The sequence below is a fragment of the Morganella sp. Je.2.23 genome (assembly GCF_051129855.1).
Lineage (GTDB): Bacteria > Pseudomonadota > Gammaproteobacteria > Enterobacterales > Enterobacteriaceae > Morganella > Morganella sibonii.
The window spans coordinates 1,855,733-1,877,465 of the sequence record NZ_JBCPSQ010000001.1 but is presented as its reverse complement, the minus strand read 5'-3'; the positions used below and the strand labels follow the sequence as shown (position 1 = coordinate 1,877,465).

The window sequence follows — 21,733 nt, the reverse complement described above, 5'->3', positions numbered from 1 at the left end:
ATCCTCACTCCTTAGTTTAGCTGAAAGGCAAAATCAGGAAAAGAACATTGATTAACAAAAGTTAATCAATTAAGCTTTTAGTTAACCAAAGTTAATTAAAAGGTGATATCGTGTCTGACTTTCAACAGAAGATTATACTGATTACAGGAGCTTCAACCGGGGTGGGTGAAGGAATTGCCCGTGAATTACTGAAAAGAGGCGCTAAAGTGGCAATTACCGGGCGAAATCCGGGTCTTTTACAAAAAGCAATAAATGAGCTGGATCCTACGGGGGATAGCGTGCTGGCAATCAAAGCAGATGTACGTAAATTGAATGATTGCAGACAGATGGTGGATACGGTGCTGGATAAATTCGGTGCTTTACACGGTCTGGTGAATAATGCCGGCATCACCGGGCCGCACGGTGTGAAGATTGCGGATTACGATTTTGAGGCCTGGCAGGATGTGATTGATACGGATGTAACCGGTACATTTCTCGGGATGAAATTCGGCATTCCCGCCATTATCAAAAGCGGCGGCGGGGCGGTGGTGAATTTATCGGCCTGTAACGGGATAACCGGTATTGCAGGGATCGCCCCTTATACTGCAGCCAAGCACGCCGTACTCGGGCTGACCCGTGCAGCGGCGCTGGAATATGCAGAGCAGGGCGTGCGGATTAATGCGGTCGGGCCGGGTTATGTGGCGACACCGGCTATTCTGGATTTACCGCAGGATGTGCAGACAATGATGGCAGAAAGTCACCCGATGAAACGGATGGCCACTCGTGAAGAAGTAGCAAAAATGGTGGCGTTTCTGCTGTCAGATGACAGCCGTTTCTGTACCGGCGGGTTCTATCCGGTGGATGGCGGCTATACCGCACAATGACAGAAAACAGAAACAAAAAACCCCGGTCAGAGACCGGGGTTTGAATTTGGTGGAGCTAAGGGGGATCGAACCCCTGACCTCTTGCATGCCATGCAAGCGCTCTCCCAGCTGAGCTATAGCCCCGGAAAACCGGATGTCGCGATATTATCAGTCACCAAAGATTTGGTGGAGCTAAGGGGGATCGAACCCCTGACCTCTTGCATGCCATGCAAGCGCTCTCCCAGCTGAGCTATAGCCCCGATAAAATCGACCGGACGCGCAGCATAATAGGCAAGCTTCCCTGTGCTGTCAACGGCTTAATATGAAATTAGTGTGCGACCGATGAAAAAATACCCGGCACAGGGCCGGGTATTGAGCAGCAGATAATGATTATTGTGCTTCGCGCTCAGCAATAAAGCCCAGCGCCATATCGATACGCGCCAGAGAGCGGGACTGACCAATCGCATGTACGGTCACATCCAGGCCCGGAGACTGACCGGCACCGGTCACAGCAACACGTAACGGCATACCGACTTTACCCATACCGATTTCCAGTTCATCAGCCGTTGCCTGAATGGCTTCATGTACGGCTTCCGGTGTCCAGGTGGTCAGTGCGGCCAGTTTGGCTTTAACCACTTCCAGCGGCTGACGGGCAACCGGGCGCAGGTGTTTTTTCGCTGCATCGGCATCGAAGCTGTCAAAATCTTCATAGAAGTAACGGCAGGTTTCCGCCATTTCTTTCAGTGTTTTGCAGCGCTCGCCCAGCAGGCGGACCAGGTCGGCCAGTTCCGGGCCGTTACGGGTATCGATCCCGGCGTTTTCAATATGCCATTGCAGGTAAACGGCCACTTCTTCCGCCGGCATACTGTTAATATAGTGGTGATTGAGCCACTGTAATTTCTCAGTATTGAATGCACTGGCAGATTTGCTGACAGCTTCCAGCGTGAACAGCTCAGTCATTTCTTCAATACTGAAGATTTCCTGATCACCGTGAGACCAGCCCAGACGCACCAGGTAGTTCAGCAGAGCCTGCGGCAGATAACCGTCATCACGGTACTGCATTACACCTACCGCACCATGACGTTTGGATAATTTTTTACCGTCGTCGCCGTTGATCATGGAGACGTGGGCATATTCCGGCACCGGTGCGCCGAGCGCTTTCAGGATATTGATCTGGCGCGGCGTGTTGTTGATATGGTCTTCACCACGGATAACATGGGTAATTTCCATATCCCAGTCATCGACAACCACACAGAAGTTATAGGTCGGGGAGCCATCAGTACGGCGAATGATTAAGTCATCCAGTTCCTGGTTGCTGAATTCAATCGGCCCGCGGATTTTGTCATCAAAAATAACAGACCCTTCCTGCGGGTTACGGAAACGCACCACATGCGGTTCGTCCGCAGTATGGTTATGCGCGTGATCGCGGCAGCAGCCGTCATAACGCGGCTTCTCATTATTTGCCATCTGTTTTTCACGCAGGGCTTCCAGGCGCTCTTTGGAGCAGTAGCAGCGGTAAGCGGTTCCGTTTTCAATCATGGTGTCGATCACCTGATTGTAGCGATCGAAACGTTTGGTCTGGTAATACGGGCCTTCATCCCAGCCGAGATTTAACCAGTTCATCCCGTCCATAATGGCGTCGATAGCTTCCTGAGTTGAGCGTTCAAGATCGGTATCTTCTATACGCAGGACGAATTCACCGTGATTGTGACGGCTGTACAGCCAGGAGTACAGAGCGGTACGTGCACCGCCCACATGCAGGTAGCCGGTAGGGCTGGGTGCGAAACGGGTTTTTACTTTACTCATTGGAATGCCTTTCATAACGTCTGCGCCAGACGTAGTGGATGATGAAATACGATGCGGGATATTTTAGCACTGAGACATAATTCCTCAATGAAAAGGGGGAAAGAAGGCCGAAAAAGTCATTTTTCTCGCGTTAAAAGGAAAAAAGCATGACAAAACAGCGTGTTTTTGCAGCGATTAACCCGACGGAGATCACGATTTATCCGATTTCTGCTTACATACTGCACGCGGATGGCGATAATCAGAACAGGGTGACTAAAATTACAACGAACGATCATTTTCTTTCGAAAAAGCGTTGACTCAAACGCGGAGATCCCTATAATGCACCTCCATCACGACGGGCGATTAGCTCAGTTGGTAGAGCATCTCCCTTACAAGGAGGGGGTCACTGGTTCGAGCCCGGTATCGCCCACCATTCTTATTAAGAATGAACGTTGTGATAGTGAAGTAAAGAAGTAAATGTTATGAATGGGCGATTAGCTCAGTTGGTAGAGCATCTCCCTTACAAGGAGGGGGTCACTGGTTCGAGCCCGGTATCGCCCACCATTCATAATAATGATGTAAGTTGCAGTCATCCTGAAGTGGGCGATTAGCTCAGTTGGTAGAGCATCTCCCTTACAAGGAGGGGGTCACTGGTTCGAGCCCGGTATCGCCCACCACTTCACATGATTCTCCCGCATCACTCAGGTATGGGTCGTTAGCTCAGTTGGTAGAGCAGTTGACTTTTAATCAATTGGTCACAGGTTCGAATCCTGTACGACCCACCATTCCTGAAAAGTAAATCCCAAAGATGGGTCGTTAGCTCAGTTGGTAGAGCAGTTGACTTTTAATCAATTGGTCACAGGTTCGAATCCTGTACGACCCACCATCTTTCTTCTTTCTTTTTTTTCTCTCTCTTTTTCGTCTTATTATCCTCTTTCTGTATTTCTGTCTGTTTCCCGATACTTTCCGTCTGATTCTGTGATCTGCCTCATACTGTTCCATTAAAGTTTTTAACCGGTCTGCCGTTATTTTCCTGTATCAGTCACGATTTTTTGTGATCTCTCTTTTTATAACCAATACTGACGTCGTTCCGGCAGCCCGGAGCGGCATATCTCTGTTTTTTTCAGCATGGAGCTCTATTCCGATGTCGTGGCCTGTTCCTGAATTTCCGGTTAAACGTGATGCGCCGGGTGCCAAAATTACGCTGTGGCTGGGATTGCTGTTCGCTGTTCTGGCACTGATCTTTTTCCTCGATTTTTATATTTTCAAACTCCCGCTGACAGAAGTACTGATCTTTATCTACCTGCCTTACATTCTGATCTGGATGTGTCTGTTTACTTATGCCATGCACCGTCATGAGCAGGCGCGGATAGCCTGTCAGAGCTGGAATGCCTCCATTAATTTTAAACGTAATGAATGGGTAAACTGGTGTCAGCGCAAACTGATGGTGACCGGGGTTTCATTACTGATGTCGAAAAATGTTAAACAAGCTTACACATCAGAGCAAAAACGGCGGACAGAAGAGGAAGATAAACAGCCGCTTGCCGGTTATGACCACTCGGTTGAAGCTATTTTTACCGCACTGGATAAAGATCTGAATCAGCAGCACGAAGGTTACCAGTCAAAATTAAAAACGGTGTATGTGGTTACCCCGAATCAGCTGCAAAATTCAGAAATCGAACGTGCGGTGACAAAAATCTGGGGTTGCACGGCAGAAATCATTCAGAGCCCGGATGATATCGGTCATTTGTTTGATGAGGAAGATAACAGCGCCATGTGGCTGCTCGCCGGACTGAATATCTGGCAGGTTGGTCAAATCCCGGCCTTTCATGAAATGGCAAGTGCCATTCTGCTGACGTCCTGCTACTATTTTGAGCGCAATACATTCCCGTTCAGCGGCAGTCTGTCACGTTTTATGCCGATCAATGAAATGCAGTTAACGTCCGATCTTCCGATGCTGGAAAAAATGAATCTGCTGGATAAAGAGGAAGAAAAATCGTTCTGGCTGATGCGGGAAAGTGAACTGGCTCAGGATGTGATTTATGAGTTCTGCAATAAAGCACAACGCCGTACCTTCCTGAAAAATAATATTTATATTGCGGATAATCAGGTCAGTGCTGACAGAGAAGCCGTCTTTGTGATGGCGATGATGCTGATAAAAGCCATGGAAACCCTCAGCCCGCAATGCCTGCTGATGATGGACAGTGACGGCCTGGGGTATGCGACAGTAGTCGGCTGTGAAGTCCGCTGATACATATTTTGCTGATACAATATTCCGGTGGTGAGCGCACCACCGGAATCACTCAGTTTTTCTGACTTGCGCGGATAGCTGCAGCCAGTTCAGCCAGTTTCCCGTCATCTGCCCGCTCACAGTCGTGGGATGACAAAAAACCGGGATACTGCGTGTAAAAAGCGGGTTGTTTATGTTCAATCGGCCGCCATTCCGTCATATCCGCCGTCCCGTGCATCGGGCTGAGTTTACTGTGGATATGATCCACACCGTAGCCCTCAAAAAACATCCCGCAGCGTGCGACATCCGGAAATGCCTGTTCCAGAATTTTTGCCACTTTCCTGGTCGCCAGTACCAGTCCGGTCAGGACATCATCTTCCAGATCAAATGCATAGCTCGGATAATGCGCTTTCGGGATCACAACAGTAAACCCGTCGGTATTGGGAAAAATGGACAAAAACGCCAGATAGTTTTCGTCTTCCCAAATCTTATGACAGGGGGATTTCCCCGCTGCAATATCACAAAAAATACAGGCCATTTATCAGATACTCCCGGGCAGTGAACAGGTTGTATCCAACATACAGGATGCAACCCGGAAATACCATTATGCAGGCATTAAATCAGTAACTTAGAGAAAACTTTATTATTTTCAGTAAGTTGCTATAATGGGTGAACGTTCATAACAATGAGGAGTTTATTATGCGAACTAATAGAGCTGCGAGACGTTTGTTAGGAATGCCTTACACGTACAGTAAGGGAAAATCAAAAATTAACATCTTTATTGCAGCTGCCGCGGATGAAAACGCGGAAAAAATCCCGCAGGCGCTGAAGTCAAAAAGCAGAATCTGTGTGATTCAGGACGACAATAAGAAAACCCGGACCTATCATAAAATCGAGACACATTATCCGGGCTATATGGCATGTTAATACCACGGCACATGTGATAACGGCATGATGCAATAAGAAAAGGGGCTGAGGCCTCTTTTTTAATGTCTGAAACGTGCAATAGCTCGCAACCGGAACAAATTATGTTTATGCTGGCAGCACAATAATTAAAACCATTCAGCATGTGATTACGGCAGGGGAAGATGGACTATCTGTATTACGCGGGGCAGGGGCTCGGTATTGTTGCGTTTATTATAGGAACAACTGTTTTTGTCCAGCGCAATGAGCGGAAGCTCAAAATCCGGTTATCAATTTACACCGCTATTATGGCATCCCACTTTTTTCTGCTCGGGGCTTATCCGGCGGGGATCAGTGCCACTCTCAACAGTATCCGCACGTATGTTTCCATCAGTCACCGCCAGCGCCGGATTCTCTGGTTATTTGTCTCACTGACGCTGATTCTTGCTGTGCCGAATATCCGTACCTGGCAGGAAGTGCTTCCGGTGACGGGCACACTGATGAGCACCTTTGCATTTTTTCTGCTGGGCGGATTGCGTATGCGCTATGTACTCTGGTGTTCAACGGCCTGCTGGGTGGTGTATAACGCCTGGCTGGGAACCGTGGGCGGTACACTGATTGAATCAACGTTTCTGGTAATCAACGGCTGGGCGATTTACCGTTTCCGGCGCCTGATAAAACAGGGAATTAATCCGTTCAGCTGAAGAATTACGGCTGCTCATCTGCGGGAAGCGTGTTTTCCGGATTGTCCGGAATACCGGGGCTGTCGTCATTGCCGGCGCCGGTTTCACGCATCACCTCATTACACATAAAATAGAGGCCGGGACGGCGTTTGGCGATATATTCCAGGCGGAGTTCACATTCATGTTTGCTATAGATATCCTCTGTGACCGGCAGAGCCTCGCAGGCATCATCGCCGCACGTACTCACCAGTAACACAAATCCGATAGTTTCTAACATAAACATCCGCCGGTTTTATTTCAGAGGGGCTATTATGTCGTAAATGGTTGCCTGTCGTCCAGTTTTTATACTGCGAAAGGGTCATCACCGGCATCATTATGCCACCGGTATTCAATGTGTTGTGCGATCTCTTCTGCTGCGGCTTCACCATGGCGATCAGCAATAAATGCCAGCGCCATATCTGTGCCTGCCGATACACCGGAAGAGGTATAAAAACGGCCGTCCGTACACCAGCGTGCCTTTTTCACCCAATTTACCTGTGCCGGCAGCGAGGTTACCCACTGCCAGGCGCGTTTATTGGATGTCGCCCGTCTGCCGTCAAGCACACCGGCCGCCGCCAGCAGGGCCGAACCGGTACAGACAGAAAGGCACCATTGTGCGTGCTGTGCCGCGGTACGCAACGCTGCGAGCATATCTTCATCACTGACCAGCCGCCGTGTGCCCTGACCTCCCGGCACCAGCATCAGTGCGGTTTTCTCCGGCTCAAATACAGTTGTTATTATCTGTGCCCCCTGTGAGCTGGTGATCACACCACCGCTGAGGGAACAGTAATTCAGTGTGTAATGCGGGGAACGGCCGAAAATCTCAGCGGGGCCGAACACATCCAGGGTTTCAAAACCATCGAACAATACAATATCGAACAATACAATACCGGCTTGCATCAGTGTGATCTCATTTGCGGAAGGCTGGTTAAGATGTAACGCATCAGCGGAAATTATACAACAACGGATATTTCCTGCCGGACATTGCTTTTGCGGATGTATTTTGTGGCTGAATCCGGGATGAAATGTAACCGTTTCATTGAAAAATGTGGCGGTAAACGATAACTTTTACTTGAACAGCATAAATGATAATGATTATTATTGTCGGTACTATTTGTATAATGACAATGAGGAATCAGCATGCGTATCGGGATGAGTGTGGCAGCAGCATTACTGGGCGTGGTATCAACCTCCGCCATGGCACTGGAGTATCCGCTCGGACAGCCTGTTATCAAAAACGGTATGGAAATTCAGGGTGTGTATCTGCAGCCGATTACCATGGCAGTGGAAGGCAAACATGAAATGCATCACCTGGCGGCAGACAAATCAGATATCCATCTGGAAGCGGATATCCATGCCGTTGAGGAAAACCCGAACGGTTTCGCGGAAGGAGACTGGATCCCGTATCTGAAAGTGGATTACAAAGTCACCAAACTGGATGATCCGAAGAAAGCCCAGTCCGGCACCTTTATGGCAATGGTTGCCAGCGATGGCCCGCACTACGGTGAAAACCTGAAGCTGGATGGCTACGGTAAATACCGTGTCGAATACCGTATCTCTCCGCCGAGCATGAATGACAGCGTGGCATTCGGTCGTCATATTGATAAAGAAACCGGTGTTGCCCCGTGGTTTGAACCGTTTGATGTCTCCTGGGACTTCGAGTATGCCGGTACCGGCCGCAAAGGCAGTTACTGAGTTTATTATTTAAGGAAAACAGCAGGCCGGGTAACACCGGCCTGCTGTCCGGACACCGGACGTCACTATCCCGCAGAGGTCACTCATGAAATCCTTTGTTATGGCACTGTGTTTATCTGTGCTTTCACTGATATCACTACCCGCCGGTGCGGCGGAAAAATTCACTGTCGAACTGGAAATGAATAACGGCGTACTGACTCCGCCGGTACTTAAAGTGCCTGCGAAAACACCGATCCGCATCAAAATAGCCAATACCGGAACAGAACCGGTCGAATTTGAAAGCACCCAGCTGCGCAAAGAAAAAGTGCTGGCGCCGGGCGCATCTTCCGTGGTGGTGATTGCGCCGCTTAAACCCGGGAAATATACCTTTTTTGATGATTTTCATCTGTCGCATCCGGCCGGTGAAATCATCGCGGAATAAGTGTCAGTTCACAGGAATTAATTATGGGACAGGTTCTTTTTGTCGTCTGGCGGGAAAGCTTTGAAGCTCTGCTGGTGGTCGGCATCATTTATGCGTGGATAAAACAGCACCCGGATGCAGCCGCAGGACGCCGCTATCTCTGGGGCGGGGTGGCACTGGGTGTCGCGTTGTCACTGTTTCTCGCTCTGCTTATCTATGGCGTATTTAATGTGCTGGATGACAGCGGCCAGACGTACTTTATGATCGGTATGTCGCTGTTCGCATCGGTACTGATCGTACAGATGGTGTACTGGATGCAGCAGCACAGCGCATCTCTGAAAGCCGGTATTGAGCAGGAAATGAACGACAGCGCCCGGCAGCATTCCTGGTGGGGAGCACTGTTTATTGTCGCGATTGCGATAGCCCGTGAGGGAAGTGAAATTGTGGTGTTTCTCTCCGGTATTGTGATGGGGCTGAATGCGGACACCATGTGGTCATTTACCGGTGAGGTTGTGGCCGGTATCGCCGTGGCAGCACTGACTCTGTGGCTGTTTATGTTCACGTACCGCAAAATTGCCTGGAAATGGTTTTTCCGTATCACCGGTATTGTGCTGCTGTTTCTGGCCTGTTCTCTGTTACTTAAGGGAACGGAAGAAATTGTCAATCTGCTGACAGAGCATGATATCGAACTGAATGATTTTCTTATCTATCCGCTGTGGGATACCACGGACTGGCTCGATGACACCGGAACCACCGGCAGTTTCCTCGCCAGCCTGTTCGGCTACCGTGCGCAGCCTATCGGCCTGAGCGTGATTACCTTCGTGGTGTACTGGCTGGTGATTATTGCGCTGTTCTGCCGCAAAGGAAAAAAACATGCTGATTAACCGGACTGCTGTACTGATACTGACATCTCTGTTGCTCAGTACGCCCGGCTATGCGGAGAAATACCGCGCCGGTAATCCGGATACCGGCAGTGATGTGGTGATCGCCAAAGGGGATATTCCGTCCCCTGAAAAATTCCGTCCGGTTGTGGCGGATTATATGACGATGATGGGAAAACAGGCGGCAGAAACTGAACATCAGCTGCTGTTGTTACAAAAAGCCCTGACCGCCGGGGATATGGCTGCTGCACGGCAGGCCTGTATTCAGGCACATTATGATTACGAAGTTATCCGTGCGGCGGTGGTGGTCTTCGGTCACGCCGACAGAGTGATTAACCCTCATGCCGGATATTTTCTCAGCCGCGAGCAGGATCCGAAATTCACCGGGTTTCACCGCATCGAATATGCCTTGTTTGCACAAAATGATCCTGCCGCTGCACAGGCTGCCACCGCAGATTTACTGCGCAATATTGCCGATCTGAAACAACGGATCGCCGTGGAAACTCTGCCGGCAGCGAAACTGGTGCAGTCAGCGGATGATAGTATTGAGCTGATCCTCAGTACCAAACTGGCCGGTGATGAAAACCGCTACAGCCGCTCGGATTTATCAGATATTGCCGCGAATATTGAGGGTGCGCGCCGTATTGCCAGCGGGCTGGCACCGTTATTATCCGACAAAACCAATGATACACTCCGAAAACAGTTTGCCGGGCCGGATGCCGTAATGGCACGCTACCGGGATACCCGGGGGCAGTATGCTGTGTATGAAAAACTGACACCGGAAGATAAACAGCAGCTGTATGCCGATCTGACACTGCTGGCGGAATCTCTGGCACAATTGCGTGCGGAGCTGAAAATAGATGTGTATTACAAATACCGGAATGAACAATGAGACACGGTAAACCGAATCCGGCTGAATCAGACGAGTCTGTCAGCCTCAGCAAACGAAACACCCTGAAATGGCTGGGGGCAGGGAGCGTCCTGTTATCCGGCGGATTACCTGCCTTTTCTGCCGTTGCCGCACCGGCAGCGTGCGATAACAGCGCCCGGCTGCGGGAAATTCCGTATACAGGTAAACATCAGGCCGGGGTTATCACTCCGGAGCAAAAAGAAGCGGTTTTCCTGGCACTGAATCTGACGGTGAAAACTCTGGATGAGATTGAGGATGTTTTCCGGCGGCTGACAGGCTGTATTGCGGAACTGACCCGTAACCGGCAGGCCGCAACACCGGGCGATGACAGAATGCCGCCTGCGGAATCGGGTATTCTCGGTACGGCACTGACGGCTGATGCGCTGACGGTCACGGTTTCTCTCGGTCACTCTCTGTTTGATGCGCGTTTCGGCTTATCTCCGCTGAAACCAAAGAAATTTACGGGCATGACCGCATTCCCGAATGACCGGCTTGATCCGGCCTGGTGTGGCGGGGATATCCTGCTGCAGTTTTGTGCCAACAGCCGTGAAACGGTGATTTACGCATTACGCGAAGTGCTGCGCCGTCTTTCCGGCCGGGTGGCACCATTATGGAAAATTGACGGTTTTCTGCCTGCAAGAGATATCGAGTGCCGCACAACGCCGGTTAATTTGTTTGGCTTTAAAGACGGCACCGGGAATGCAGACGCCGGTGATGATGTCCTGATGAATGATCTTGTCTGGATCACCAGCCGGGAACCCGCCTGGGCGGAAAACGGCAGTTATCAGGCAGTACGCCTTATCCGCTTTGAACTGGAGTTCTGGGACCGGACACCGCTTGAGGATCAGGAAAATGATTTCGGCCGTCATAAAGCCAGTGGTGCGCCGATGGGGAAAACGGCGGAACATGACGATCCGGACTTTAAACAGGACCCGCACGGTGACCGGGTCTTGTTTGACTCACATATGCGCCGCGCGGAACCCCGATCTACTGAAAGACATGTTGCCAAACTGCGCCGCCGCAGTTACAGCTACTCTCTGGGGCTGACCCCGTCAGGACAGCTGGATATGGGGCTGGTGTTTATCTCATTCCAGAAGGATCTGAAAACAGGATTTATTGATACACAAAAACGTCTGAACGGCGAACCTCTCGAACGTTACATCAAACCGTTCGGCGGGGGATATTATCTGGTGCTGCCGGGGATAACATCTGAGAAAAGTTACCTGGGTGAGACACTGATTGCTGCCGCGCGGGAACAGGGCGAATAAGAGGATACCGGCGGTATCCTCACCTGCATGGTTTTTTTCAGAACAGATTTATCAGAACAGCTTTATCAGAGCAGCGCTTCCGGGGATTCCGGCAGGATCTGGCCGCCATCAATAATGATGGTCTGTCCGGTAATGTATTTCGCTTCATCAGAGGCAAGGAACGCCGCTGCATAACCGATATCTTCCGGTTCGCCGAGGGTATGCGTCGGAATAGTGGCGCGCATCTGATTCAGATACGTTTCACCCTGTGCTTTGAGCCCTTCTGTCAGGATATTTCCCGGTTGTACCGCATTAATGGTGATCCCCAGACGGGCGTACTCCAGCGCGGCGCTGCGCATAAAGCCGAGTTGTGCTGCTTTGCTTGCACCGTAATGGCTCCAGCCCGGAAAACCGGTGACGGGGCCGGTAATTGAAGATGTAATCACGATCCGGCCGTATTTTTGTTCCTCCATCACGCTCAGTGCCGCCTGAATCAGGAAAAACATTCCCTTCACATTCACTTTCTGCATGGTATCCCAGTCCTGCTCCGTCATGGATTTGATGGTGCACTGCGGGAAAATACCGGTATTTGAGCAGAGAATATCAAGACGGCCATACTTTTCTCTGATCTCACTGACAACAGCACGGCACTGAGACTGAGAGGTCACATCCAGTGCAATGAAGTCTGTACCCAGCTCAGCAGCTGTCGCACGGCCGGTTTTTTCATCAATATCGGCAATAATGATGGTGGCGCCGCCTTTTTTCAGCGCGGTTACGATGCCGCGGCCAATCCCTTTGGCGCCGCCGGAAACCACTGCGATTTTACCTGTCAAGTCGAACATATACATTCTCCTGTTTACCGGGGTTAACACTTAAGTCGTAAATCATTACAGCATGGCTGTCCCGGAATGCAATGGCAAAGCCATCATGATTGATGAAGTATGAAGACTGTCACACAGGTTAGTGTCTGCCGCCTGAGTAGTGAGTTGTAACAGATAATTGTGTCAGCGGGGCAGAAAACCATTCTTATGACTGAATCGATTTTAGCAAAATAACATTTTCTTCCGTTTTAATGTCATCCGGCAATGGATTAACGATAGGCACTGGATGCTTTTACAGTGACATTAACGTCTATTTTTGTTTTACACGGCAGGATAAAAATCCACTGATTCGTTGATAGTTGCCTTATGTTGATATTGGATGCTATACCCACAGACGAAAACCGGCTATTTTTGACCGGGAAGAAATAAAAAGCCATAAACCGTATTATAAAAAAATATAAATATATCGTTTTTTGATTATTAAATAGGTTATAAATCAAATTATTTATTCACACTATTTAATTCCTGTTTAAAAATACCGGATAAATAAAATTGTCACAAATTTAATATATATTTAATTAACGGTCTGGCTGAAAAAAATACAGATCAGGGCTAAAAAAACAGCTGTTTAGCTGTTTCCTAAAGTGAACAATTTTTCAGGGGTACAGGCAAAAAAACGTTACGATTTATGTCATGCAAATGTAACATCCCGGCTTTAAATGGTAATCATTAACATATAAACAAAAGATTTGGTGATTTTTTATCCGAATTTAACCCTCAGAAGAATCCGGTGGTAATCCGTACAGATGGAAGAACATGTTACGTCTTACTGCAAATCCGGATTGTTATGGGTAAAAAATACACAAAGTCATTATAAACAATAAGATGTGTGTTTTTTAGTGATTTGTGTCACATTGTATTTTCAGGATTGTTAAAAAAATCAGGATATTTCGCTGTAAGATGGGACCTTGGTAAGATTAATTTTTGTCAAAATACAGGGGCTTTTTTACGCAGAGGGATCATTTATACGTCTTTTTACGCAGTGGTTTTCTCACAAAATAGTAACGCAGATAACAAAAAACGGAAAACATGTCACGTTACATAACCAAGTATTAATGTTGCTGCTTATTTTTAACAAATTAATAACATTAAGTCATTTTCATTTAACTTGAAATGAAATATAAAACATTAAAAAAGACAGAAAACCGGAAGAAATTTGGATTGGATCACACGTTGAGAAAGTTTTTCGGGAATATTTTAAAAATATGATTTGAAATACAGTTGTTTTTAAATTTATCGGTATAGTTAGACTCAATTTTAATATATATAAAAAGATAGGACGAGGTTTGTCATGATTACATACGATCTTCCGGTAACCATTAAAGATATCATTGATGCACAAAAAACCATCAGAGGACATGTCTATAAAACGGGAATGCCGAAGTCCAATTATTTAAGTGAGAAGTGCAACGGCACAATCCACTTAAAATTTGAGAACATGCAGCGCACAGGTTCATTCAAACTCCGTGGTGCATTTAACAAGTTAAGTTCGCTGACACCAGAAGAAAGAGCACAGGGTATCGTTGCCTGCTCAGCCGGTAACCATGCTCAGGGCGTTTCTTTATCTTGTGCGATGTTAGGTATCGACGGCAAAGTTGTTATGCCTACAGGTGCACCAAAATCCAAAATTGCAGCAACCTCGGATTACTCTGCGGAAGTTGTTCTGCACGGTAATAACTTCAACGACACGATTGCTAAAGCAAGAGAGATCATTGAGCAGGAAGGCCGTATCTTTATCCCGCCATACGATGATGAAAAAGTGATTGCAGGCCAGGGGACTATCGGTCTGGAAATCCTCGAAGATCTGTATGACGTCGATAACGTTATCGTTCCAATCGGCGGCGGCGGTCTGATTGCCGGTGTTGCTATTGCTCTGAAATCCATCAACCCGACTATTAATGTGATCGGTGTCCAATCTGAAAACGTTCATGGTATGGAAGCATCATACCGTGCTGGTAAAATCACGACCCATCGTGATGCCGGTACTGTGGCAGATGGTTGTGATGTTTCGACTCCGGGCAGTATCACGTATGACATCGTGAAAGAGCTGGTTACAGACATCATTCTGGTAACAGAAGAAGAAATCCGCGAAAGCATGATTGCGTTAATTCAGCGCAACAAAGTAGTGACCGAAGGTGCCGGTGCACTGGCGTCTGCTGCGATTCTGAGCGGAAAACTGAAAAAATATATCGAACACAAGAAGACAGTCAGCATCATTTCCGGCGGGAACATTGACCTGACTCGTATCTCTGAAATTATTGGTACCCACGAAAAATAATATTTGCATAGTCTTTTAAAAGGAAAAGCAACATGAGTACTGACAAAACCCAGATTCCGGCTGAGTACAAAAGCTGGCGTAAATCGGACACGACCTGGACACTCGGTCTGTTCGGTACTGCTATAGGTGCAGGGGTACTATTCTTCCCGATTCGTGCAGGTTACGGTGGTTTGATCCCGATTCTGATCATGCTGGTTCTGGCATATCCGATCGCGTTCTTATGTCACCGTGCATTAGCCCGCTTATGTCTGTCAGGCAGCAATCCGTCAGGCGATATCACAGAAACTGTTGAAGAACACTTTGGTAAAAGCGGTGGTGTTGTCATCACTTTCCTGTACTTCTTCGCAATCTGTCCGCTTCTGTGGATCTACGGCGTAACTATCACCAATACCTTTATGGCATTCTGGGAACAGCAGCTGGGTCTGATGCCGCTGAACCGTGGTGTGGTTTCTCTGGTTCTGCTGTTAGCCATGGCTGTCATCATTTACTTCGGTAAAGATCTGATGGTTCGTGTAATGAGCTACCTGGTATTCCCGTTCATTGCCAGCCTGGTGCTGTTATCCCTGGCTCTGATCCCTTACTGGAACACTGCCGTATTTGACAATGTGAACGCAGAAAGCTTTGAACTGTTCGGCCACAGCGGTATCCTGGTAACAGTATGGCTGGGTATTTCTATCATGGTGTTCTCTTTCAACTTCTCACCAATCGTTTCTTCTTTCGTGGTATCAAAACGTGAAGAGTACGAAGCGGCGTGCGGTAAAGATTTCACCGAGCAGAAAGTTAACAAAATCATCTCCCGTGCCGGTTTACTGATGGTGGGTGTGGTTATGTTCTTCGCATTCAGCTGCCTGTTCGCGCTGTCTCCGGCTAACATGGCTGAAGCAAAAGAGATGAACGTTCCTGTTCTGACTTACCTGGCTTACCACTTCAACAACGTGGGCGGCGCTAACGGTACTCTGGCGACTATCCTGGTCTGGGCTGCACCAATCATCGCACTGGTTGCAATCTTCAAATCATTCTTCGGTCACTACCTGGGTACTCTGGAAGGTATGAACGGTCTGTTACTGAAATTTGCTTTCGGTGGCGACAAAAACAAAGTCAGCGTTGGTAAACTGAACCTGATCTCCATGGTCTTCATCATGGGTTCTACCTGGTTCATCGCTTACATCAACCCGAACATCCTGGATCTGATTGAAGCAATGGGTGCACCAATCATCGCATCTCTGCTGTGCTTACTGCCAATGTATGCTGTTAACCGCGTACCGGCTCTGAGCAAATACAAAGGTCAGGCATCTAACTACTTCGTTACTATCATCGGTCTGCTGACCATCGGTAACATCGTATTCAAACTGATCGTGTAGTCTTACTGACAGTTAATAACTGAAAGCCCGCACTCACCGGAGTGCGGGTTTTTTTTTTGCTTAATCATCACGCACCGGTATCCGGAATCAAATTCATGCTAAGGTAAATAAATCATCCGGATAATAAATGGAATAAACAGGAGCCTATATGAATGTTATTGATGCAGTGCGCCAGCGCAGGGCAACCAAGAAGTTTGATCCTGATTTTGTGATCCCGCTTAATGAGAAAAAAGCGCTGTTGTCACTGGCGATGGAAAATGCCCCGAGTGCCTTTAACCTGCAGCACTGGCGTCCGCTGCTGGTGGAAGATCCGGCACAACGCCGCAATATCCGTAAAGTGGGATGGGATCAGCCGCAGATGACGGATGCTTCCATGCTGGTGATTTTGTGTGGTGATGTCGCGGCCTGGAGTTCCCGTACCCGTGAAATATGGCATGATGCCGACCCGCTGGTGCGTGATTTTATGGTCGGTGCGGTTGATAACTACTACCGCGGTAAACCGGAAACCCAGCGTGATGAAATCATGCGCAGCGCCGGTATTTTTGCCCAGACGCTGATGCTGCTGGCAAAAGCACAGGGATATGACAGTTGCCCGATGGACGGATTTGATTTTAATGCGGTGGCTGAAGTTATCGATTTGCCGGAAAATTATGAAATCTGCCTGATGGTCGCCATTGGTAAATCTTCGGGCGAACCCTATCCGCGTATCGGTAAACTGCCTTTTGACCAGCTGGTCAGCATTGACCGTTTTCATCCGGATATGCCGTAATATATTCTGACTGCCACCACCCGGTGGCAGCTTTATTTATATTCCGCCGTTTCTGTTGAATCATCACTGATATCAATTTCCCGTCGCGAAATATATTTATAATTTTCAGTCTTTTACTGAAAGAATGTCATCTTTATTAAATAACGGTTTAACCGGGGCTTGTATAATTTACGGCAAACTTATTGAAAATTCAGAAAGGAGTTCTGTGTGATTTCAGTATTGGTGGCAAACGTGAATGAATTTTACCGTGCAGGGATTGGTGCGATTATTACGGCAACATCAGGTATGAAGATGGCGGGGGAAGTCAGAGACAGTAATAGTGCTGTGCGCTGGTGCCGTGATAATCACGCCGATGTGGCACTGCTTGATATCGGTTTTCCCATGATGAGCGGCCTCGATGCGGCAAAGAAAATTACCCGTTACACCTCAGAAACTAAAGTGATTATCCTCACCGATGAACACAGCCTGATCTCACCGTATAAAGTCATGAACAGTGGTGCGGCCGGGTATCTGTATCAGAGCAGTGACCGGGAGGATTTACTGCATGCTATCCGGATTATCAGCAGGGGTCAGCGTTATGTTGCACCGGAAATCGCGCAGCAGACGATTCTTGACACCCGTCTTCATGCACATGACAGCAATCCGCTGGATAAACTGAGCCATCAGGAGCGTCAGGTGATGGTAATGATAGCGCAGGGCATCAAAGTCACACAAATTGCTGACAAAATGTGTCTCAGCAGCAAGACGGTGAACAGTTATAGATATAGAATATTTAATAAGCTGAATATTGATGGTGATATTAAACTCACCCATCTGGCACTGCGCTACGGACTGATCCATATTGACAGCGTGGTGCCATCCGTACCTGCTGAGAGCAGCAGGCGCGATAACCAATGACTGAATAAACGCCGAGAACAGAGAGTCTGCATCACGTATGGAAAAACTGGTTGTTACTGAATTCGATGCGAAAGCATTTTTAAAAACTGTGACCAGTCAGCCCGGTGTATACCGGATGTATGATGCTGAAGGCACTGTGATTTATGTCGGGAAAGCCAAAGATCTGAAAAAACGGCTTTCCAGCTATTTCCGCACGCAGGTTTCAGGCAAAAAAACCGAACAGCTGGTTAAAAATATTGCTCAGATAGATGTCACCGTAACGCATACGGAAACAGAGGCATTACTGCTTGAGCACACCTATATCAAAAAATATCAGCCGCGTTACAACGTACTGTTGCGCGATGATAAATCCTATCCTTATATCTATCTGAGCAGCAATGACAAACACCCGCGGCTGGCTGTTCACCGCGGGGCCAAACACGCCAAAGGAGAATACTTCGGGCCGTTCCCGAATGCGTATGCTGTCCGCGAAACACTGGCGCTGATGCAGAAACTGTTCCCCGTCCGCCAGTGTGAGGACAGCGTCTACCGCAACCGCTCACGTCCGTGTCTGCAATATCAGATTGGCCGCTGTCTGGGGCCGTGTGTGAAGGGACTGGTGAGTGATGAGGATTACGACAGAGAAGTGAATCTGGTCCGCTTATTTCTGGAAGGCAAAGATCAGCAGGTACTGACAGAGCTGGTGGAAAAAATGGAGCAGGCCAGTCAGTCGCTGCGTTTTGAGGATGCCGCACGCCTGCGGGATCAGATTCAGGCTGTCCGTGCGGTCACTGAAAAACAGTTTGTCACCGGTGCCGGTGATGACCTGGATGTTGTCGGTGTCTGTTTTGATCAGGGGCTGGCCTGTATTCATGTTCTGTTTATCCGTAACGGGCGGGTACAGGGAAGCCGCAGTTACTTCCCGAAAGTACCGGCCGGCACTGAGCAGGATGAAATTGTACAAACCTTTATCGGCCAGTTTTATTTGCAGGGCAGTGAAAACCGCTCATTACCGGATGATATTCTGCTGGATTTCCCGTTACCGGAAAAAGAGATTATGGAAGAAACCCTGTCTCAGTTTGCCGGGCGGCGGATACTTATCCAGCCGAAACCGCGCGGTGATCGTGCCCGTTATCTGAAGCTGGCACACACAAATGCCGTTACCGCATTAATGACAAAACGGGCGCAGCAATCCACGATTGCGACACGAATGAAAGCGCTGTCAGAACTGACCGGCATTGAAACCATCAACCGTATGGAATGTTTTGATATCAGTCATACCATGGGGGATCAGACCGTGGCCTCCTGTGTGGTATTCGACAGCAACGGACCGGTGAAATCGGAATACCGCCGTTACAACATCACCGGCATCACCCCCGGGGATGACTATGCAGCGATGGATCAGGTTCTGCACCGTCGTTACGGCAAACATATCGGTAATGAGAAAATTCCGGATATTATTTTTATCGATGGCGGCAAAGGCCAGCTCGGTAAAGCGATTGACGCCTTTAACAGCCTGGAGGTGGACTGGGACAAAAACCAGCCGAAGCTGATTGGGGTGGCGAAGGGCGCTGACCGTAAAGCGGGACTGGAAACGCTCTTTTTTACCGCCTCCGGGGAAGGTATGGCATTGCCGCCGGACTCACCGGCGCTGCATGTTATCCAGCATATCCGTGATGAATCCCATAACCATGCGATCACCGGTCACCGGCAGCGTCGGGCGAAAGTCAAAAATACCAGTGCACTGGAATCGATAGAAGGTATCGGGCCGAAACGGCGGCAGATGCTGCTTAAATACATGGGCGGATTACAACCGTTACGCAATGCCAGTATTGAGGAGATTGCCAAAGTACCGACGATTTCTTATGCACTGGCGGAAAAAATTTACCACGCGCTTAAGCATTAACGATTCGGCTTATATGTATGGTTGATGTGAGAATTTTTTCAATAACAGCGGTGAGTTATCTGTAACTGTGGTAATATGGTGGTATCCGGTAGGATTGCGCAGAACCTGAAAATTACGCAACGTGCCCCGGAATCAGCGGGGCGGTAATATGTGCCGGCAGATGCGCAAGCGGCTTTTTCATCTGACTTATAAAATAATGGCTCCGTTATGCGATTAAATATCCCTACATGGCTGACTCTGTTTCGCGTTATCCTGATACCGTTCTTTGTCCTCGCCTTCTATTTACCGTTCAGCTGGGCGCCTGTTGTCAGCGCCGCTATTTTTGTCCTTGCTGCGATGACAGACTGGTTTGATGGCTTCCTGGCCCGCCGTTTAAAGCAAACCACCCGTTTTGGCGCATTTCTGGATCCGGTAGCGGACAAAGTCATGGTTGCGACCGCTCTGGTACTGGTAACAGAGTACTATGCAGTCTGGTGGATAACACTGCCTGCTATCACAATGATTGCCCGCGAGATTATTATTTCATCACTGCGTGAATGGATGGCTGAACTGGGTAAACGTAACAGCGTCGCGGTCTCCTGGATGGGTAAAGTAAAAACCACGGCACAAATGGTGGCGCTGGTGGGGCTTATCTGGCGGCCGAATGAGCTGACGGAAATTGCTGCTTTCGTCCTTTTCTACATTGCAATGATTCTGACTTTCTGGTCTATGTTCCAATATTTACGCGCTGCATGGGCGGATTTGAGCGAAGCCTGATCGATGTGCTGTAAAAAACAGCGAACGATCATTTTTCATGAATTAAGCGGTTGACTCACAGCGTGAAATCAGTAGAATGCAACGCATCCGAACGACACAGCGGTTTACGAAAACAAATAAGTAAATCAGTAAGTTCAGAGATGCGGGAATAGCTCAGTTGGTAGAGCACGACCTTGCCAAGGTCGGGGTCGCGAGTTCGAGTCTCGTTTCCCGCTCCAAGGCGCGTTGGCAGAGTGGCCATGCAGCGGATTGCAAATCCGTGTACCTCGGTTCGACTCCGGGACGCGCCTCCATATTCAGCCCAGATGGTGAAATCGGTAGACACAAGGGATTTAAAATCCCTCGGCCGCAAGGCTGTGCGGGTTCAAGTCCCGCTCTGGGCACCATACAGAAATTCATTGAGTTTTCAGTGAGTTAGAGTTAAGAAAAGCCACCCTTGCGGTGGCTTTTTTCTTTGGTTTTCCGTGCATCAAAATCAAAAGTGGCAGCGCTGGTAGTCAATATCACCGGCGAGGATATTGTCAGCTCGTTGCCATAGCCGCAGTACCTGTGCCGGCCATTTTGTTTCTGACATCCATCGTCTTCTGATAGCTGTCCCATGCGCTTTTCCTGCTCTGTGTTGTGGCGCAGGTGCTGTTCCTGCCGTTGCAGTTGCTGGGTGGATAGCTGTAGTTGTTCAAACCTATTTTTCAATTGCCTGGCTTCATGTTATGCACGTTTAAGTGCTTCAACCTGTTGTCGTGTCGGGTTGCCGGAGGGGCTCATTTCGCGAGTGAGGGTGTTGCTTTGCGTCCATTTGTCCGGCCCGCTGTGGATTGGCCGGGTATCGTGATTGTACTCAATAACTCGTACACCGTGGTGATATTTTTGTGACATAGAAATTCCCTTTATTGAGATTTTCTATGATGTCACTGATGTGGCATTGTGTCGTGTCGCTGGTGACACAGAAGGCGGGAATACAACAATCAATTCTGACATTGCGGGCATAGAAAAGACTCCCTAAGGAGCCTCTCTTCAATAAATGAACCAGATAGGCCTGGTGACAACCTGCCCGGATTTTTTTTCACCAGCAGGAAACGCGGAAGCATTGCATTTTTTGCACTTTGATAGCGGTATAGTCAATCCCAGTGTTTGTCTTAGTTGTCTGTTCGTATAACATAACAAGCCATTTCTATATGTGCATCCGGATATCTTCAGTTTCAGCTATACGGAGAATGATGCCAACAAAGGTAAAGAGCCTCTGACGCGGTAAGATCTGGTGCTTAGTCGCGACACCTGAATCCACAGCATA

The 21,733-nt window shown here is 48.5% G+C and carries 21 protein-coding genes and 10 tRNA genes; 24 read left to right on the top strand and 7 right to left on the bottom strand.

What is annotated here, in order from left to right; genetic code table 11:
- Positions 1-110 precede the first annotated feature (110 nt).
- Positions 111-863 carry an SDR family NAD(P)-dependent oxidoreductase gene (locus AAZR23_RS09365; protein ID WP_166708223.1) on the top strand — a complete coding sequence of 251 codons (753 nt, stop codon included), beginning with the start codon at positions 111-113 and terminating at the stop codon, positions 861-863.
- Between the two features lie 47 nt (positions 864-910).
- Here AAZR23_RS09365 and AAZR23_RS09360 read toward each other — a convergent pair.
- From AAZR23_RS09360 to gltX, 3 genes are all read right to left on the bottom strand, one after another.
- Positions 911-986: transfer RNA gene (locus AAZR23_RS09360), tRNA-Ala, on the bottom strand.
- A 40-nt stretch (positions 987-1,026) separates the two neighbouring features.
- Positions 1,027-1,102 (bottom strand) — tRNA-Ala (locus AAZR23_RS09355).
- Positions 1,103-1,232: 130 nt separating this feature from the next.
- A complete protein-coding gene (gltX, locus tag AAZR23_RS09350; protein WP_166708222.1) occupies positions 1,233-2,648 on the bottom strand; it encodes a glutamate--tRNA ligase in 1,416 nt (471 codons plus the stop codon).
- Between the two features lie 146 nt (positions 2,649-2,794).
- On the opposite strand from gltX, the gene AAZR23_RS09345 reads away from it, so the two are divergent.
- The 7 genes from AAZR23_RS09345 (at position 2,795) to AAZR23_RS09315 (ending at position 4,878) form a co-directional block, all read left to right on the top strand.
- Positions 2,795-2,944, top strand: a complete 150-nt coding sequence (locus AAZR23_RS09345; protein ID WP_160316257.1) for a hypothetical protein — start codon at positions 2,795-2,797, stop codon at positions 2,942-2,944.
- 40 nt (positions 2,945-2,984) lie between these two features.
- Positions 2,985-3,060, top strand: a tRNA-Val gene (locus AAZR23_RS09340).
- Positions 3,061-3,115: 55 nt separating this feature from the next.
- Positions 3,116-3,191 (top strand) — tRNA-Val (locus tag AAZR23_RS09335).
- Between the two features lie 37 nt (positions 3,192-3,228).
- A tRNA-Val gene (locus AAZR23_RS09330) sits at positions 3,229-3,304 on the top strand.
- Between the two features lie 32 nt (positions 3,305-3,336).
- Positions 3,337-3,412 (top strand) — tRNA-Lys (locus AAZR23_RS09325).
- Between the two features lie 25 nt (positions 3,413-3,437).
- A tRNA-Lys gene (locus AAZR23_RS09320) sits at positions 3,438-3,513 on the top strand.
- Between the two features lie 258 nt (positions 3,514-3,771).
- Entirely contained in the window at positions 3,772-4,878 is a 1,107-nt protein-coding gene (locus AAZR23_RS09315) for a hypothetical protein (RefSeq protein ID WP_434692046.1), read from the top strand.
- Positions 4,879-4,930: 52 nt separating this feature from the next.
- Here the strand turns inward: AAZR23_RS09315 and AAZR23_RS09310 are convergent, their stop codons facing one another.
- Positions 4,931-5,395 (bottom strand): HIT family protein, encoded by a 465-nt coding sequence (locus AAZR23_RS09310; protein WP_166708221.1) that lies wholly within the window; start codon positions 5,393-5,395, stop codon positions 4,931-4,933.
- Positions 5,396-5,556: 161 nt separating this feature from the next.
- On the opposite strand from AAZR23_RS09310, the gene sra reads away from it, so the two are divergent.
- Complete coding sequence (sra, locus tag AAZR23_RS09305; protein ID WP_015422863.1) at positions 5,557-5,784, top strand: stationary-phase-induced ribosome-associated protein; 228 nt, start codon at positions 5,557-5,559, stop codon at positions 5,782-5,784.
- 161 nt (positions 5,785-5,945) lie between these two features.
- The gene (locus tag AAZR23_RS09300) at positions 5,946-6,464 is read left to right on the top strand and encodes a YgjV family protein (RefSeq protein ID WP_054424653.1); all 519 of its coding nucleotides are present in this window, start codon (positions 5,946-5,948) and stop codon (positions 6,462-6,464) included.
- A 4-nt stretch (positions 6,465-6,468) separates the two neighbouring features.
- Here the strand turns inward: AAZR23_RS09300 and AAZR23_RS09295 are convergent, their stop codons facing one another.
- Positions 6,469-6,720: a hypothetical protein gene (locus tag AAZR23_RS09295; protein WP_434692040.1), complete on the bottom strand. Its 252-nt coding sequence runs from the start codon at positions 6,718-6,720 to the stop codon at positions 6,469-6,471.
- Positions 6,721-6,785: 65 nt separating this feature from the next.
- Positions 6,786-7,382: a DJ-1/PfpI family protein gene (locus tag AAZR23_RS09290; protein ID WP_166708220.1), complete on the bottom strand. Its 597-nt coding sequence runs from the start codon at positions 7,380-7,382 to the stop codon at positions 6,786-6,788.
- 240 nt (positions 7,383-7,622) lie between these two features.
- On the opposite strand from AAZR23_RS09290, the gene AAZR23_RS09285 reads away from it, so the two are divergent.
- From AAZR23_RS09285 to efeB, 5 genes are all read left to right on the top strand, one after another.
- A complete protein-coding gene (locus AAZR23_RS09285; RefSeq protein WP_046894814.1) occupies positions 7,623-8,177 on the top strand; it encodes an iron transporter in 555 nt (184 codons plus the stop codon).
- Between the two features lie 100 nt (positions 8,178-8,277).
- Complete coding sequence (locus tag AAZR23_RS09280; protein ID WP_431739772.1) at positions 8,278-8,598, top strand: cupredoxin domain-containing protein; 321 nt, start codon at positions 8,278-8,280, stop codon at positions 8,596-8,598.
- Positions 8,599-8,621: 23 nt separating this feature from the next.
- A complete protein-coding gene (locus AAZR23_RS09275; protein WP_052927516.1) occupies positions 8,622-9,461 on the top strand; it encodes an FTR1 family iron permease in 840 nt (279 codons plus the stop codon).
- Positions 9,451-10,350, top strand: a complete 900-nt coding sequence (locus AAZR23_RS09270; protein WP_434692037.1) for an EfeM/EfeO family lipoprotein — start codon at positions 9,451-9,453, stop codon at positions 10,348-10,350. Before AAZR23_RS09275 ends, AAZR23_RS09270 begins: the two co-directional genes overlap by 11 nt.
- Positions 10,347-11,636, top strand: a complete 1,290-nt coding sequence (gene efeB, locus AAZR23_RS09265; RefSeq protein ID WP_434692034.1) for an iron uptake transporter deferrochelatase/peroxidase subunit — start codon at positions 10,347-10,349, stop codon at positions 11,634-11,636. The genes AAZR23_RS09270 and efeB overlap by 4 nt, the downstream gene beginning before the upstream one ends.
- Before the next feature lie 65 nt (positions 11,637-11,701).
- Here the strand turns inward: efeB and fabG are convergent, their stop codons facing one another.
- Positions 11,702-12,457: a 3-oxoacyl-ACP reductase FabG gene (gene fabG, locus AAZR23_RS09260; protein ID WP_434692031.1), complete on the bottom strand. Its 756-nt coding sequence runs from the start codon at positions 12,455-12,457 to the stop codon at positions 11,702-11,704.
- Positions 12,458-13,787: 1,330 nt separating this feature from the next.
- Between fabG and tdcB the strand changes: the two genes are divergently transcribed.
- From tdcB to AAZR23_RS09215, 9 genes are all read left to right on the top strand, one after another.
- Complete coding sequence (gene tdcB / locus AAZR23_RS09255; protein WP_107678818.1) at positions 13,788-14,774, top strand: bifunctional threonine ammonia-lyase/L-serine ammonia-lyase TdcB; 987 nt, start codon at positions 13,788-13,790, stop codon at positions 14,772-14,774.
- A gap of 32 nt (positions 14,775-14,806) precedes the next feature.
- A complete protein-coding gene (gene tdcC / locus AAZR23_RS09250; protein ID WP_166708215.1) occupies positions 14,807-16,135 on the top strand; it encodes a threonine/serine transporter TdcC in 1,329 nt (442 codons plus the stop codon).
- A 148-nt stretch (positions 16,136-16,283) separates the two neighbouring features.
- Positions 16,284-16,904, top strand: a complete 621-nt coding sequence (locus AAZR23_RS09245) for a nitroreductase family protein (protein ID WP_166708214.1) — start codon at positions 16,284-16,286, stop codon at positions 16,902-16,904.
- Positions 16,905-17,111: 207 nt separating this feature from the next.
- Entirely contained in the window at positions 17,112-17,801 is a 690-nt protein-coding gene (locus tag AAZR23_RS09240; RefSeq protein ID WP_046894822.1) for a response regulator, read from the top strand.
- Positions 17,802-17,838: 37 nt separating this feature from the next.
- A complete protein-coding gene (uvrC, locus tag AAZR23_RS09235; RefSeq protein ID WP_434692027.1) occupies positions 17,839-19,686 on the top strand; it encodes an excinuclease ABC subunit UvrC in 1,848 nt (615 codons plus the stop codon).
- Positions 19,687-19,893: 207 nt separating this feature from the next.
- Entirely contained in the window at positions 19,894-20,442 is a 549-nt protein-coding gene (gene pgsA, locus AAZR23_RS09230) for a CDP-diacylglycerol--glycerol-3-phosphate 3-phosphatidyltransferase (RefSeq protein ID WP_046894824.1), read from the top strand.
- Positions 20,443-20,584: 142 nt separating this feature from the next.
- Positions 20,585-20,660: transfer RNA gene (locus AAZR23_RS09225), tRNA-Gly, on the top strand.
- 1 nt (position 20,661) lies between these two features.
- Positions 20,662-20,735 (top strand) — tRNA-Cys (locus AAZR23_RS09220).
- A gap of 6 nt (positions 20,736-20,741) precedes the next feature.
- Positions 20,742-20,828, top strand: a tRNA-Leu gene (locus AAZR23_RS09215).
- The last annotated feature ends 905 nt before the right edge of the window (positions 20,829-21,733 follow it).